This is a genomic window from Kiloniella majae, assembly GCF_002118315.1.
GTDB classification, from domain to species: Bacteria; Pseudomonadota; Alphaproteobacteria; order Kiloniellales; family Kiloniellaceae; genus Kiloniella; species Kiloniella majae.
This window is the reverse complement of the sequence record NZ_MTSZ01000001.1, coordinates 188,206-203,013: the sequence shown is the minus strand read 5'-3', so window position 1 is coordinate 203,013 and position 14,808 is coordinate 188,206. Positions and strand designations below refer to the sequence as shown.

At 48.0% G+C, this 14,808-nt stretch carries 12 protein-coding genes; 5 read left to right on the top strand and 7 right to left on the bottom strand.

The genetic code is table 11. The annotated features are described in order from the left end of the window. Positions 1 to 2: 2 nt before the first annotated feature. The 7 genes from BKB51_RS00920 to BKB51_RS00890 all read right to left on the bottom strand — a co-directional run bounded on the left by BKB51_RS00920 (position 3) and on the right by BKB51_RS00890 (position 9,105). Positions 3 to 1,088: an ABC transporter permease gene (locus BKB51_RS00920; RefSeq protein ID WP_085899221.1), complete on the bottom strand. Its 1,086-nt coding sequence runs from the start codon at positions 1,086 to 1,088 to the stop codon at positions 3 to 5. After that, on the bottom strand, positions 1,085 to 2,689 hold the full coding sequence (locus BKB51_RS00915) for an ABC transporter ATP-binding protein (protein ID WP_245813189.1): 1,605 nt from the start codon (positions 2,687 to 2,689) through the stop codon (positions 1,085 to 1,087). The genes BKB51_RS00920 and BKB51_RS00915 overlap by 4 nt, the downstream gene beginning before the upstream one ends. A 92-nt stretch (positions 2,690 to 2,781) precedes the next feature. Further along, positions 2,782 to 3,792, bottom strand: a complete 1,011-nt coding sequence (xdhC, locus tag BKB51_RS00910) for a xanthine dehydrogenase accessory protein XdhC (protein ID WP_085899220.1) — start codon at positions 3,790 to 3,792, stop codon at positions 2,782 to 2,784. After that, complete coding sequence (xdhB, locus tag BKB51_RS00905) at positions 3,792 to 6,131, bottom strand: xanthine dehydrogenase molybdopterin binding subunit (protein WP_085899219.1); 2,340 nt, start codon at positions 6,129 to 6,131, stop codon at positions 3,792 to 3,794. The genes xdhC and xdhB overlap by 1 nt, the downstream gene beginning before the upstream one ends. Before the next feature lie 4 nt (positions 6,132 to 6,135). Further along, complete coding sequence (xdhA, locus tag BKB51_RS00900) at positions 6,136 to 7,629, bottom strand: xanthine dehydrogenase small subunit (protein WP_085899218.1); 1,494 nt, start codon at positions 7,627 to 7,629, stop codon at positions 6,136 to 6,138. 5 nt (positions 7,630 to 7,634) lie between these two features. Further along, positions 7,635 to 7,988 (bottom strand): hydroxyisourate hydrolase, encoded by a 354-nt coding sequence (gene uraH, locus BKB51_RS00895; RefSeq protein ID WP_085899217.1) that lies wholly within the window; start codon positions 7,986 to 7,988, stop codon positions 7,635 to 7,637. A 184-nt stretch (positions 7,989 to 8,172) separates the two neighbouring features. Then, entirely contained in the window at positions 8,173 to 9,105 is a 933-nt protein-coding gene (locus BKB51_RS00890; protein WP_085899216.1) for a LysR family transcriptional regulator, read from the bottom strand. 184 nt (positions 9,106 to 9,289) lie between these two features. Between BKB51_RS00890 and BKB51_RS00885 the strand changes: the two genes are divergently transcribed. The 5 genes from BKB51_RS00885 to BKB51_RS00865 all read left to right on the top strand — a co-directional run bounded on the left by BKB51_RS00885 (position 9,290) and on the right by BKB51_RS00865 (position 14,780). Beyond that, positions 9,290 to 10,219 (top strand): LysR family transcriptional regulator, encoded by a 930-nt coding sequence (locus tag BKB51_RS00885; RefSeq protein WP_198946587.1) that lies wholly within the window; start codon positions 9,290 to 9,292, stop codon positions 10,217 to 10,219. Positions 10,220 to 10,325: 106 nt separating this feature from the next. Further along, a complete protein-coding gene (uraH, locus tag BKB51_RS00880) occupies positions 10,326 to 10,673 on the top strand; it encodes a hydroxyisourate hydrolase (RefSeq protein ID WP_085899215.1) in 348 nt (115 codons plus the stop codon). 134 nt (positions 10,674 to 10,807) lie between these two features. After that, a complete protein-coding gene (locus BKB51_RS00875) occupies positions 10,808 to 12,151 on the top strand; it encodes a uracil-xanthine permease family protein (protein WP_085899214.1) in 1,344 nt (447 codons plus the stop codon). A 23-nt stretch (positions 12,152 to 12,174) separates the two neighbouring features. Next, positions 12,175 to 13,527, top strand: a complete 1,353-nt coding sequence (locus BKB51_RS00870; RefSeq protein WP_085899213.1) for an 8-oxoguanine deaminase — start codon at positions 12,175 to 12,177, stop codon at positions 13,525 to 13,527. Between the two features lie 68 nt (positions 13,528 to 13,595). Next, positions 13,596 to 14,780 (top strand): urate hydroxylase PuuD, encoded by a 1,185-nt coding sequence (locus tag BKB51_RS00865; protein ID WP_085899212.1) that lies wholly within the window; start codon positions 13,596 to 13,598, stop codon positions 14,778 to 14,780. Positions 14,781 to 14,808 lie beyond the last annotated feature (28 nt).

Sequence of the window (14,808 nt, the reverse complement as noted above, 5' to 3'; positions counted from 1 at the left end):
TCTTACTCCGCCGCTACTGATTGTTGTTTGGTCGAGGTCAGCATCTTGATCCGATAGAGGATTAAGGTGTCACACGCTAAAATAAAGAAAAGCAAAATGCCTTGGAAAACCTGTGCTGTTTTATCAGATACGCCCAGATCAATCTGCGCGGCTTCTCCGCCGATATAGGTGATGGCAAGCATGATCCCGGCAAAGAGAACGCCGATGGGGTTCAAGCGACCAAGGAAGGCCACGATGATAGCTGTAAAACCATAGCCGGGTGAGACCGTTGGCTGTAGTTGTCCGCTTGGGCCTGCGACCTCGCCAATTCCAGCAATTCCCGCCAAACCACCGGAAAGCAGTAGGCAGAACCAGACAATTTTTTTTCTGGAGAACCCTGCAAAACGCCCAGCACGAGGGGAGTTCCCGATAACCAGTATCTCAAAGCCCTTTAGTGTTCTGCTCATGAGAACAGTGAGGATAACAACGACGATAACCGCAAGGATAATTCCGATATGCACACGACCATCCCCGAGGGTTGGGAATAACTGCCAACCTTCAAAGGCAATGGATTGTGGGAAATTAAAGCCTTTTGGGTCTTTCCAGGGACCGCGAACAACCCAGTCTAAAAAGAGTTGCGCAATATAGACCAACATCAGGGACGTCAGGATTTCGTTCGCGTTAAATCTGTTCTTTAAAAAAGCGGGTATTGCAGCATAGAGCGCACCACCCAAAGCGCCGAGCGTAATCATCGCAACCAGTGTTAGCGGTGATTGCCAGGATGTGAAAACGATAGGAACAATTGATCCCACAATCGCGCCCATGGTCAACTGGCCCTCTGCACCAATATTCCAGACGTTGGCCATATAACAAACGGATAGACCAGCACCAATCAAAATGAGAGGAGCAGCCTTAACAAAGACCTCTTCCAGTGACCACATTGATGTCAAAGGTTCTATGAAATACACATAGAGTGCTTCGAAGGGATTGAGCCCCTGAACGGCAAAAATGATGGCACCAGTGAAAACCGTCAGAGCAATCGCCAAAAGCGGTGACATAAGGGTCATGAATTCCGAGTGTTCGGAACGTTTTTCCAACACGAGTTTCATGCGCTTACCTTCTCATCTGTCCCGGTTTTCTCTTGGTTTTTCTTTGGGATCTTCTTTTCATGGGCACCGGCCATCAGCAAGCCTATTTTCTCTAATGTAAGATCACTGGCCGGGAAAGCCTCTGAGAGTTGACCGCGTGAAATTACCGCAATTCTATCGGCGACTTCAAAAATTTCGTCCAAATCTTGGGATACGACCAGAACAGCAGATCCTGCCAAGGCCAGATCGATCATTGCCTGCCGGATCAAGGCCGCAGCCCCGGCGTCTACGCCCCACGTAGGCTGGTTGATCACAAGAACCTTTGGTTTACGATCCAGCTCTCGGCCAACAACAAATTTTTGCAAGTTCCCGCCAGACAGTGATCTGGCTTCCGGGTCTGGTTTGCCTTTGCGAACATCATAATCTCGGGTGATCCGTTCGTTGATTGCAACAGCATGTTCTCGGTCAATAAACCCGGATTTTGAAAGACCTGCATCATCAGAATGGCGGGTCAGAACGATATTTTCTGACAAGGAAAGGCCCGGAACGGCACCGTGACCCAGCCGTTCTTCCGGAACAAAGCCTGCCCCGTTTCGCCGACGTTCCGTTATCGTGTCCAAACCGCTATCACGTCCGTCGATTTGAATGTTTCCAGCACTATCTGCGATGCGCTCACCTGAAATCGCATCAAATAGTTCTGATTGTCCGTTGCCGGCAACACCTGCAATGGCAACAACTTCGCCTGCTTTGACATCCAGATTGATATCCACAAGGGAAACACCAAAAGGACCATCAGCAGCTTGGGATAGTTTGTTGAGTTTCAGCAGTGTCTCACCAGGATTGTGTTCTCTATTGGCATTAATCGCGTGAACATCGGCACCTACCATTAATCTGGCAAGACTGGCAGCTGTTTCTTCCTGTGGGTCAACATGTCCGACAACTTTGCCCATACGCAAGATCGTTGCGTCGTGGCACAGTCGTTTAACCTCATCCAGACGGTGAGAGATATAAAGAACGGCGCAACCTTCTTTTGCCAGACGCTCCAGTGTCAGGAATAGTTGATCTGCTTCTTGGGGTGTTAGAACTGCTGTTGGTTCATCCATAATCAACAGGCGTGGTTCTTGTAAAAGGCAACGGACAATTTCGATACGCTGTCGTTCGCCGACGGATAGGTCCGCAACCAAAGCAGTGGGTTCCAGCGGAAGACCATATTCTTTGGAAACATTAGATATCTTCTGGGAAAGGTTTTTGATATCTGTGTCTTTGGGCAGGGCGAGGGCGATATTTTCAACAACACTTAAGGCTTCAAACAGGGAGAAGTGTTGAAACACCATTCCGACACCCAAATTCCGGGCTGCAGCGGGGTTGGCTATGGATACTTCTTGTCCCAGCCAATGCAGAGAGCCTTTGGTGGGCTGTAATGATCCATAGATAATTTTGACAAGCGTTGATTTTCCCGCCCCGTTCTCGCCGAGCAGGGCGTGAATTTCACCCGGGGCAAGTTTGAGCGTAACATCATCATTCGCGGCCAAATCCCCGAACATCTTGGTGATTCCGCGTGCTTCCAACAGATAATCTGTCGTTGCAGCTGTGCCGACTTTTGTGGATACATGATCCCCCAATTGCTTGCCCTCCCAATAAGCCTATTATCCCAGTTCAGTAAGTTTTTAACTCTCCGGTTTTTAACTTACTAGTTTTTATTCATTTTTTTGTCTTATTGGACAAACTTCACAGTTTTTTCAACTCTATTTAAGTCTGTCATATTATTGGAATCCAAACCTGCTTCCTGTTTGGATACTTCCTCGTCTTTTATAAGTAATTCTGCAGTCACGGATGCGGCGATTGCCGCCGGATGTTTGGACTTTATACCGTCGATCCCAATCGGGCAGATCAGTTTCTCGACGTTTGTTTTTTCCATGCCAAATGATTTCAGGCGGCTTTTAAAGCGCGCTTTTTTTGTGTCCGATCCTATTACCCCGACATAAGCAAAGCGTTCTGCTGCAAGGGCAGCATTGACCAAATCAAGATCAAGCGAATGGCTGTGGGTCATAATCACGATAAAAGCACCATCTGGTGCCGTGGCCAAGGTTTCTACAGGTGTTGGTGTATAGATTTTCTCGACATTACCGGCTGTAACCGATGGCAAGGCATTGTGACGGGAATCAATCCAGACAAGATCAAAGGGCAGCGCCGCGATATTGAGCATCAACGCGCGCCCGATGTGTCCCGCACCGTAGAGATAAACCTGACGCTTTTTTTCGCCGAAGTTTTCCAGAATATCACCGTTGGCATCAAAGCTCAGCTTATTGTGTGTCTTATTGATGACTTCACGGATAACACGATCAGCAGTAAAATGGCCTTGTGTTGAAAAGGGGCCCGTTTCTTCTTGGGCCGCTAGCTCTTTAACTTCATGTAGCTGCTCTTTGGTAAAGACTTCGATGAGCAACTTGACTGCGCCACCACAGCACTGACCAAGTTCCGGACCAAGGGCATGTTGGCTGAAGTTTAACAACGCTTTCGGGTTGCGCATGAGTTTCTGTGCTTCTGCCTGAACATGCCATTCGAGTGTCCCACCACCTATCGTTCCGTGAAAGCCACCATCTGGACGAATAATCATACGTGTTCCAGCTTCTCGCGGGGCAGAGCCCAAAACTTCTGTCATGGTCACCATGGCGCAACAACCCGTGTCTTCCAGATGTTTTGCGATGAGTGACCAGACTTTCATTATTCTTCTCCGGCCGTTCTGTCTTTTTGTTTCATATCTTGAACCGAGCGAAGAATATTCTCAGGGGTGGCTGGTGTGTTTATTTGCGGTACTTGTCCGGGGGAAAGCGAGGCTATAGCATTGGTTACGGCCGAGAAAACAGCCGTAGCTAACATGACCGGGGGTTCACCAACGGCTTTTGATCTATAGATAGTATCTTCTTTGTTTCCACTTGAATTCCATAAACTTACCCGGAAATCTTCAGGTACATCGGAAGCCGTCGGAATTTTATATGTTGATGGTGCATGAGTCCGAAGACGTCCCTGATCATCATAGACGAGTTCTTCTGTGGTCAACCAGCCCATGCCCTGAACAAAACCACCTTCGATCTGTCCGATGTCAATGGCTGGGTTCAGGGATTTTCCGACGTCGTGCAGAATGTCGACCCGGTCCACTTTCATCTCTCCGGTCAGTGTATCAATGGTGACTTCCGCGCAACAGGCTCCATAGGCAAAATACAGGAACGGGCGGCCATCTTTGGTGTCTCGGTCCCAGGTAATATGTGGTGTTGCATAATACCCTGTTGAAGAAAGTGATACCCGTTCCAGAAAAGCCTGTTGTGTCAGTTCCGCAAAGGCAATTTCCCGGTCCCCAATTTTTACTTTGTTATGGGCAAAGCTGATGGTTGATTTATCCACCTGATAGAGCTTGCTTGCTAGGTCTATCAGTCGATTTTTGATAGTTTCAGCAGCCTGTTTCGCTGCCATACCGTTCATATCAGAACCTGATGAAGCAGCTGTGGGGGCGGTATTGGGTACTTTATCTGTTTTGGTCGCCGTTATTCGAACATGCTCTAGATCAATACCAAATTCTTCGGCAACAACCTGCGCAACTTTGGTGTAAAGTCCTTGTCCCATTTCGGTGCCGCCGTGATTAACCTGTACAGATCCATCGGTATAAACATGGACAAGGGCACCAGCCTGATTGAGATGCTTGAGGGTAAAGGATATCCCGAATTTTACCGGATTAAGCGCGAGGCCTTTTTTGAGGAAGGGGCTTTTTTCGTTAAAGGCGTCTATTTCTTTACGGCGGTTACGGTAATCACTGGTGTTTTCCAGTTCTGAAACAAGCTCATCGAGGATGTTATCCTGAACCTTCATACCGAACGGTGTGATATCGCGATCTTCATCGCCGTAGAAGTTGATCTTTCGTACATCAAGTGGGTCCATACCCAGCTTAATGGCAATCGTGTCCATCATGCGTTCTGAAAAGACCATGCCTTGGGGGCCACCAAAGCCCCGAAAGGCGGTATTGGAAACGGTATTGGTCATCACGCGGCGGGACAGGATGCGTGCTTGCGGATAGTAATAGGAATTATCCGCATGGAACATCGTGCGGTCATTAACTCCAAGGGAAAGATCTGCAGAACAGCCACAACGTGAATTGAACTCAACGTTGACGGCGGTCAGCTTCCCCTGATCGTCATATCCAGCTTGCCAGTGACAGGCCTGATCATGACGTTTGCCCGTCATGATCATATCGTCATCGCGATCAAGCCGCATCTTTGCCGGGCGTCCTGTGACGTAGGCAGCCAAGGCCGATAATGCAGCCCATTGTGCGGCCTGTGATTCTTTACCACCAAAGGCGCCCCCCATGCGGCGGCATTCGCAAACAACGGCAGCGTCTTGTACACCAAGCATCTTGGCAACGGTGTGTTGAATTTCTGTCGGATGCTGGGTTGATGAATGAACCAGTATCTCACCATCATCCCCGGGAATGGCCATGGCGATCTGACCCTCGAGGTAAAAGTGTTCCTGTCCACCAATATGAAAACTATCAGCAATCTTGTTGGGGGAAGAATTGATCATTTCATCCGGAGAACCGCGTAAAAACTCGTAAGGTGGCAAGACGGATGCATCTTTTTCAAGGCCATCTTCCACGCTCACCATCGGTGCTGTTTCGTCTATTTCGATCTTGGCCAATCTGGCGGCTTTTCTTGCCTCTAGGTGGCTTTTCGCTGCGACGGCAAAGACAACCTGTCCATGAAAGAGAATGTGTCCATCAGCAAGGATCATGTCATCGCCCATTGCCGGGCTACAATCGTTAACCCCGGGAATGTCTTTGGCTGTTAAGACGGCGACAACGCCGGGGGCAGATTTTACAGCACTTACATCGAGGCTTTTGATTTTACCGCAAGAGGCCTGTGCATAGCCGGGGGCGAGGTGAACTGTGCCTTGCGGTTCACGAATGTCGTCGATATAGAGCGCGGTTCCCTTAATATGCCGTTCTGCACTATCGTGTTTGTTGTTTTTACCGACAGTAGCTGTTGAGTCGTTTGTGACAGGTGACTTGTGAAGCATTTTATTACACAGCCTCCCTTACACCAATAACTCTTGTTTGATTGCCCTGTTGACCAGCTTTCTCGTTCGATATTTCATGAAGGGCTTTAATCAAAAGACCTTTTGCAGCCTCTATTCTATACCCAGCAGAGGCACGCATGTCAGAGAGAGGGGTAAAATCCTGTTCCAAAGCCTGTGCAGCTTTCTCCCATGTTTGGGATGCATTCAAGTCGATGCCTTGTAACGCTTTTTCTGTATGCTCGGCCCGTTTCGGTGTACCAGCCATACCGCCATAAGCAATACGGGCTTGTGTAATCTTACCGTTATCAATGGTCAGTCTGAATGCTGCCAGTAGCGCGGATATATCCTGATCAAAGCGTTTACTTATTTTATAACTGCGGAAAGATTCATTACTAGACAGCTTCGGCACACGGATCTTGCTAACAAATTCACCTTCTTTTCGATCCTGTTTGCCATAATCGATGAAAAAGTCTTCGAGATCAATTTCTCTGGAATGTGTTCCTTTTTGCAAGGATAGCTTTGCATTCAGGGCGATAAGTAAAGGTGGGCTATCCCCAATAGGGGACCCATTTGCAATGTTACCGCCAATTGTGCCTGATGCGCGAACCTGAGTTGATCCAATCCTGCGGATAATCTCGGCAACATCTGGATCAATAGTGGCCAGTATTTCCTTTGCATTGGCATAGGTTACGCCAGCACCAATGGTAATCTCATCGTTGTTATGGGTGATTTTTTGAAGTTCTGCAACGCGCCCGATATGAATGATCTTGGGAAGATCTCTCAGTTGTTTGGTAATCCAGAGGCCGACATCGGTTGCACCCGCGACGATCACCGCATCGGGATGTTTTTCGTAAATTGAGGCCAGCGTTTTCGTGGATGCTGGCGCGGCAAAAAATTTTGCGTCATCCCCGATAAACAGATCTTCTTTGTCATCCAGTTTATTGAGTTTGTCCGTTCTTACCTGGGCGTCTTCGTGAAAGCGATCCTCGGCTTTTCCTGTACAGCTTTCCAGTGCGGCATCAATAATTGGACGATAGCCCGTGCAACGACACAGATTTCCGGCCAGTTGATCGTTGATTGTATTTCTGTTTGCTTCTATTTCCGCGTGGTAAAGGGTAAAGAGTGACATCACAATGCCCGGGGTGCAGAAACCGCATTGTGATCCGTGGTGGCGTAACATTGCATCTTGAACAGGGTGGAGTTCCTGAGAACCTTTTGCCCGAGAGCTTTTTGAAAGATCATCAACGGTTATGATCTCTTTTCCGTCCATCATCCCCAGTAACTGAATACAACTGTTAACAGCTTGATATTCCAGCTTTCCATTTTTCAGGGAGCCAATCGCCACACTACAGGCACCGCAATCACCTTCGCCGCATCCTTCTTTGGTACCGCATGACCCTTCTCTCAAGCGTAAATAGTCGAGCAGGGTTTCATTTGGCTCTACATTGTTAAGTTCGACCAGTTCGCCGTCGCGAAGGAATTTAACACTTTGTCGCATTACTGTTAGCTCCCGCGATAGGTTGAATAGCCAAAAGGCGAAATAAGAAGGGGCACATGGTAATGGGCATCTTTGTCAGCAATCCCAAAACGGATCGGAATTATATCAAGGAATAAAGGATCGGGGAGGTTATCATCTTGTGATTTCAGATAGTCACCAGCCATAAATCTTAGTTCGTATTGGGCAGTTGTAAATTCTGTGTCGTCTAACAGAGGGCTATTTGCACGACCATCGTCGTTGGTTTGAACGCGTTTCACAAAACTACAGTTCTCACCCTTGTGCTTCCAAAGCTCAATGGTCATATTTTTAGCTGGTATACCGCGTGCGGTATCCAATACATGTGTTGTCAGTCGCCCCATGCGACTTTACTCCCCTGAATTGTATACTAGGTATAGTATATAACTTTATGTGAATATGACGTTTAGCCCTGTAAGGTTTAGTCCTGTAACATTGCTAACGCTTTTTATCGTTACATATTAGTATGGCAGTATTTTTGTGATCTAAAAAGAATAATGTTTAGATGTCTGAGGACTAAAAAAGGCATCACTTGATTGGGTGCCGTTCCAAATAATCAACGGCAAATTTTTCAAACATCTGAGTTGCGGGGGATGGTGTTTTACTCGACTGCCTAATAAGCATCAGGCGATCCATAGGTAGGTTCGTATCCGTGAGAGGCAGGAATGTCAGGGCTCCGGATTTGAGGTGGTGCTCTATTCCCACACGGGTTTGAAAGGTGATGCAACGCCCTTCCTGTGCCATCGCCGCCATGACTCTCAACGAGTTTGCTTCCAGAATTGGTTTTCTTTTTTTATGATGAGCGCTGTTGATACTCTCAGTTGCCGCATCAAGTGCAAGGCGCAGGCTAAGGCCCGGAGCTGGATAGGCGTAAGGGTATTGGAAACAATCGGCGAGGCTGACTTGCTTTTGTTTACTTAAGGGATGGTTCGAAGATGCAATGGCACCAACTTCGATACTTTTCTCAAACCCAATTTCAAGACCGTCAAGGGCTGAAGGATTATAAGTAAAGCCTAAATCCGCATCGCGAGAATGAACCATCTCGGTAACAGCATCGGCGACAGTAACTGTCAAAAATGTTTCAATGGATGGGTACTGTTCTGAAAAGTTGGCCAGTATTTTTGGAAGCAGATTAACGGAAACCGATTCAGCGGTTGCAATTCTGACGCGCCCCCGTTGAAGGCCGCGTAGTTCATCAATGACGCCCAGTGCATCTTCGTAATCCCGCAAGGAAATTCTGGTTTGACTGAGAAGAACCTGCCCGGCTTCGGTTAAAACCATCGCCCGCCCTGTCCTTTCAAAAAGCGGCATTCCGAGAGCTTCTTCCAACATCAAAATTTGCCTGTTTACTGCTGACGAGGCAATATTCAGTTCCCGCGCAGCCGCTCGGATAGAGCCTGCTTCAGCAGTAGCTGCAAAGTATCGGAAAGCGGTTGAGACAAAGGCGTTATCTATGCGCATGAAATGATCCGACAGTTTTTATTATGAGATTTCATTCTTTGACGGTTCTTGTTGTGATGATTTTGTCTTAGGCTATAAGAAAAGATCATATTTTCAAACTGATTGTCTGAAATTGCCCCTTATTATGTCTGGTATATATCTCAATATACCTTTGGGGGCTCTTGTTTCTGAGGGGAATGAATAATTGAAAATTGAGCGTTCTCATACATTGTATTCTCCCGCTTTACGGTACTTTGTGGCAGTTGCGGAATATGGCTCTATCCGCGAAGCAGCACGACAATTGAACATTGCCTCGTCAGCAGTAAACAGACAGATTCTGAGTCTTGAAGAAGAGTTTGGTGTTCAGGTTTTTGAACGTGTTGGCCGGGGCTTGCGTATTTCCGAAGCTGGTGAGTTATTGCTTCAGCATGCACGAACTGTCTTGTCCGACTTTGAAGCTGTCAGTGAGCAATTGGATGATCTGAGAGGGATCAAGCAGGGTATTGTTCGGATTGCATCGGTTGAATCCGTCGCTGATGCTGTCTTGCCGGATTTAACGCAGAGCTTCCACGAAAGCTATCCAGGTATTACCTTGGAAGTCACCATAACTAGCTCTGAAAAAGTTAGCCGTATGATTTCCTCAGCGGCGGCGCATATTGGTTTTACCTTTAATCCACCCGATCATGACAGCTTACGTGAAATGGTGAGTTGGGAGCTCAAGGTTGGTGCGGTTGTTGCGCCCAAACACCCTCTTGCCAAAAGGGATAAGTGCACCTTTCAGGACTGTTTGAAATATCCCTTGGCTTTGCCCGCAGGAAATCTTTCTTTGGCGCGGATTATTGATGTACCGCTGAGCAAGCTAAAATCAAAGCCGAAGTCTTTTATCAAAGCGAATTCCCTACGTTTTATGCGATCTATGGCGCGAAAATCTGACTATGTAACTTTTCAGACTATCCTCGGGATTGAGGTAGAGAGAAAGGCGGGATTATTGGCGCACATCGAACTTACGGATAAAGATATTCCCTGTGATCGACTTGTTGTTCTAACCAACTCTACACGCCAACTTTCCCTTGCGCCTTCTATCTTTGCTAGGCATGCAGAGAAGGCATTACGTGACTATATTTCACTCAATTGATCTCTTAATGGCATCAATATGATCTAAAAAGACTTCTTTTGCGTTCATACGGACTGCGACATACTGCCTCACATAATAATGAAAAAGCTCTTCAGGGTGAGGTAATATGGGATATTTAACAACGCACGTACTGGATACAGCATCTGGTATCGCAGCATCGGGATTGCGGATAGAGCTTTTCCGTACTGGTGAAACCATCCCACTGAAGGATGTAATTACAAATGAAGATGGGCGTGTTGATGGTCCTATTCTCGGGGAAAACGAATTTTCCAAAGGTAGTTACGAACTTCACTTTCATGCTGGCGATTATCTGAAAAGCAAAGGTTTGGATCTTCCTGATCCGGCCTTTCTTGATGTTATTGTCATTCGCTTTGGCATTGCTGAAGCAGGCCAGCATTATCACGTTCCCCTGTTGCTATCGCCATATGGCTATTCAACCTATCGCGGGAGTTAGCTTTAAGCCTGACTTGTCCGATAGTCGCCGGGGTGTTGCTTTCATTTCTCAAAATACCAAAGCGTCACATCCCAAAAAGCCGGGATACTAAAAATAATATCCGGCTGGTTTAACCAACAGGGGGAAACCTTAATATGACTGAAGTAACTCAATCTAAAGGCTCAGAGGGGACCGTGGATGCGGAAACCCTGAAAGATCCAAACTATTGCCCACCGTTAAAAGAGGCTGTGCCGCTTGGCTTGCAACATGTTCTGGCAATGTTTGCGGGTAACGTCACTGTGCCGATTATTATTGCTGGTGTTGCCGGGTTATCCGGTGGGGACAAAATATTCCTGATCCAGACGGCGATGTTTGTTGCGGGGATCGCAACGCTTATGCAGACCATTGGTATTGGTCCGATTGGGGCACGTCTTCCTATTGTTCAGGGAACAAGCTTTGCCTTTATTCCCATTATGATCCCCATTGTGAAAACGGCGGGTCTCGGCGCTCTTTTTGCGTCGGCGGCTATCGGGGGTGTTTTTCACTTCATCCTCGGGACTTTTATTGGCCGCATTCGTGGTATCTTGCCGCCTTTGGTAACCGGTATTGTCGTGCTGTCAATTGGTCTGGCTCTTATTCCCGTGGGAATTAAATACGCTGCGGGTGGGGCAGGTAAAGTGCCTGACTTTGGAGCTTGGCATCATATCTTCCTTGCGACACTGGTTATTGTAGTGACGCTGGGCGTGAAGTTTATGACCAAGGGTTTTTTCTCAGCTTCGGCAGTTCTTATTGGTTTGATCGTTGGGTATCTTGTCGCTATTCCAATGGGAATGGTTGACTTTGGCCGGGTTGCTTCTGCGGGGTGGTTCTCTGTTCCGTCCCTGTTGCAATACGGATTTGAGATCAATACGGCGGCAGTTTTGGGAATGCTGTTGGTCTCTGTGGTCAGTGCCATAGAAACAGTTGGTGACATTTCCGGGATCACAACGGGTGGTGCTGGTCGGGAAGCGACGGATAAAGAGCTTGCTGGTGGGACGATGGCTGATGGTCTGGGAACGGCTGTTGGGGCGCTTTTCGGGGCAATGCCTAACACATCCTACAGCCAAAATGTCGGGTTGGTTGCCTTAACGGGTGTGATGAGCCGGCATGTGGTAACATGCGGTGCGATTTTTCTTATTGTCGCTGGTCTATTTCCAAAGATAGGTGCTGTAATTTCGGTTATGCCGAATGCAGTGCTTGGCGGGGCTTCGATTATTATGTTTGGCATGATTGCCGGGGCAGGGCTCAAGTTACTGTCCATGACGGCTTTAACTCGTCGTGACATGGTGATTATCGCGGTCTCTTTGGGAATTGGTTTGGGGCTTAAGTCTGTACCCGAAGCTGTGGCAACAATGCCTGAAACAGCAAAAATACTGTTAACATCTGGTTTGGTTCCTGCGGCATTTCTGGCAATTGTCCTGAACCTGATTATTCCAAAAGACGCTTCTGACGAAGCATAAGAGTACTGGACAAATAGAACGATATGAAAACTCTGCTGATTAAAAACGCGCGGGTTCTTCTCACGATGGACGAGAACCGCAGAGAGTTGAAAGATGGTGCTCTCTACGCCGTGGATGGTGTTATTAAGGCTGTGGGGCCTGCTGATGAACTTCCTCACGAGGCTGACACAATACTTGATCTCAGGGATCATATCGTTCTTCCGGGTTTGGTGAATACGCACCATCATCTGTACCAATCCCTGACCAGAACATTTGCACAGGATGAACCGCTTTTCCCGTGGTTACAGTCACTCTATCCTGTCTGGTCTCACTTGACACCGGATGCAATCAAGGTCTCAGCACAGGTCGGGATTGCAGAGCTTTTGCTATCTGGTTGCACAACAACGAGTGATCATCTCTATCTTTTTCCCAATGGCAGTCGACTTGATGATTCTATCGAGGGAGCAATGGAAATGGGCATCCGTTTTCATGCCACGCGCGGATCAATGTCTGTAGGGGAAAGTGACGGTGGTTTGCCGCCTGACAGTCTTGTGGAAAATGAGGCCGCTATTTTAAAAGACAGTCAGCGTCTTATTGAAACCTATCACGATGCGTCCGAGGGATCGCGCCTTCGCATTGCTTTAGCACCTTGTTCGCCGTTTTCTGTCTCTCAGGATTTGATGCGGGAATCAGCTGTCCTGGCCCGCTCAATGGGGGTGGGACTGCACACACATCTGGCTGAAAATGTCGAGGATATTGCGTTCAGTAAGGAGAAATTTGGTCTGACACCCGGTGAATACGCACAGGAGTTGGGATGGATTGGTGATGATGTCTGGCACGCACACTGTGTTCAGTTGAACCCGGACGAGATTTCTCTTTTTGCCCGAAGTGGAACAGGTGTTGCCCATTGCCCTTGCTCAAACATGCGCTTGGGATCTGGCATAGCACCCGTCCGTGAAATGTACGACGCAGGGGTGAAAGTTGGCCTTGGTGTCGATGGATCGGCATCAAATGACAGCGGACATCTTTTGGGCGAAGCAAGGCAGGCGATGTTGTTACAACGTGTTAAGCACGGTGCGCGCGGCATGAAAATTCGCGAAGCGATAGAAGTTGCGACTGTTGGCGGCGCACGCGTTCTTAACCGGGATGACGTTGGTATTCTGGCACCGGGATATCAGGCTGATTTTGCAGCTTTCAAACTGGACCCGCTTTATCATTCAGGCGCTGAACTGGACCCTGTCGCGGGGCTGATGCTCTGCACGCCTGCGAATGCAAACTATACGGCTGTTGGTGGGGAGTTACTCGTCAAAGAGGGTAAAATTACCCGACTTGATATGCGGCCTCTTTTACAAAAACACAGAAACATTGCTGTGGATCTCGCAAACAAAGCGCAATAGATCACGCAAGAAGTAAGAATGAAAACGCGATATAGCGCGTGAATTACGATCGGGAAGGATGAACTCTTATGGAATCATTTGCAGCAGATTGGCTGAACCTGCTTTTTCGCTGGGCTCACTTGATTGCAGGTGTCGGCTGGATCGGAACATCCTTTTACTTCATTGGTTTGGACCTGTCTCTTCGCAAGCGTGAGGGCTTGGACAAGGATGTCTATGGATCTGCGTGGCAGGTGCACGGTGGTGGTTTTTATAATGTCGAGAAATATCTCGTTGCGCCCAAAAAGCTGCCTGATGATCTCGTCTGGTTCAAATGGGAAGCTTACCTGACCTGGGTGACAGGCTTCGCGCTTCTGGTTGTTCAGTATTATTACAACGCCAGTTCCTATTTGATTGATCCGAATGTCATGGCACTGGAACCATGGCAGGCGATTTCCATCTCGGTTGCCAGTCTGATTGGCGGGTGGTTGATCTATGATGGTATCTGTCGTTCCCCCCTCGGTAGAAATACGGGCGTTCTGGCTGTTTGTCTCTTTATCCTGATTATGGCGGCGAGCATTCTCTTCAGTTATGTGTTCTCTGGTCGTGGCGCGTTAATTCATGTTGGTGCCTTTGTGGGTACGATTATGGCGGTGAATGTATTCGGGATTATTATTCCAAACCAAAAAAAGGTTGCCGCAGCCTTGATGCGCGGGGAGGAACCCGAAGCCCGTTTTGGCATTATGGGCAAACAGCGATCTGTGCATAATAACTATCTGACCTTGCCAGTGCTTTTGATGATGGTCAGTAATCACTACCCGATGCTGACGGGGCACCCCCACAGTTGGTTATTGGTTGCTCTGATCTTGATTATCGGTGGTGCTGTTCGTCATTTGCTGAACCGTCACGAGGCTGGGGATACTTTTAGACAGTTCGCCTGGACCTTGCCTGTTGCAGGTGTCGGGGTGATCATCGCCATGATTATGACTGCACCGGTGGACCGTGATTATGGATCAGACCAAGTGACTGATACGGTGGTCATGGATATTGTTCAAACCCATTGCACAACCTGTCATGCAACAAAGCCAAGCGTTGATTGGGTTGAAGAAGCGCCACAGGGGGTAAAGCTTGAAAGCATTGCTGATATCAAGCGTTATCTTGATCGTATCAAGGCGCAGTCTGTTGATAGCGACGCGATGCCGCTTGGGAATGAAACTGGCATGACAGAGGAAGAGCGGACGACCTTGGGGGCCTGGATTGCCCAAAACAAAGAGTGAAAGCTGGACATCTAGATGTATGAGAACG

What these genes read in the sequence shown, in the direction of transcription:
- BKB51_RS00920 (WP_085899221.1), bottom strand. Translation starts at nt 1,088, where the DNA reads ATGAAACTCGTGTTGGAAAAACGTTCCGAACACTCGGAATTCATGACC.
- xdhC (WP_085899220.1), bottom strand. Translation starts at nt 3,792, where the DNA reads ATGAAAGTCTGGTCACTCATCGCAAAACATCTGGAAGACACGGGTTGT.
- xdhB (WP_085899219.1), bottom strand. Translation starts at nt 6,131, where the DNA reads ATGCTTCACAAGTCACCTGTCACAAACGACTCAACAGCTACTGTCGGT.
- xdhA (WP_085899218.1), bottom strand. Translation starts at nt 7,629, where the DNA reads ATGCGACAAAGTGTTAAATTCCTTCGCGACGGCGAACTGGTCGAACTT.
- uraH (WP_085899217.1), bottom strand. Translation starts at nt 7,988, where the DNA reads ATGGGGCGACTGACAACACATGTATTGGATACCGCACGCGGTATACCA.
- BKB51_RS00890 (WP_085899216.1), bottom strand. Translation starts at nt 9,105, where the DNA reads ATGCGCATAGATAACGCCTTTGTCTCAACCGCTTTCCGATACTTTGCA.
- uraH (WP_085899215.1), top strand. Translation starts at nt 10,326, where the DNA reads ATGGGATATTTAACAACGCACGTACTGGATACAGCATCTGGTATCGCA.
- BKB51_RS00875 (WP_085899214.1), top strand. Translation starts at nt 10,808, where the DNA reads ATGACTGAAGTAACTCAATCTAAAGGCTCAGAGGGGACCGTGGATGCG.
- BKB51_RS00870 (WP_085899213.1), top strand. Translation starts at nt 12,175, where the DNA reads ATGAAAACTCTGCTGATTAAAAACGCGCGGGTTCTTCTCACGATGGAC.
- BKB51_RS00865 (WP_085899212.1), top strand. Translation starts at nt 13,596, where the DNA reads ATGGAATCATTTGCAGCAGATTGGCTGAACCTGCTTTTTCGCTGGGCT.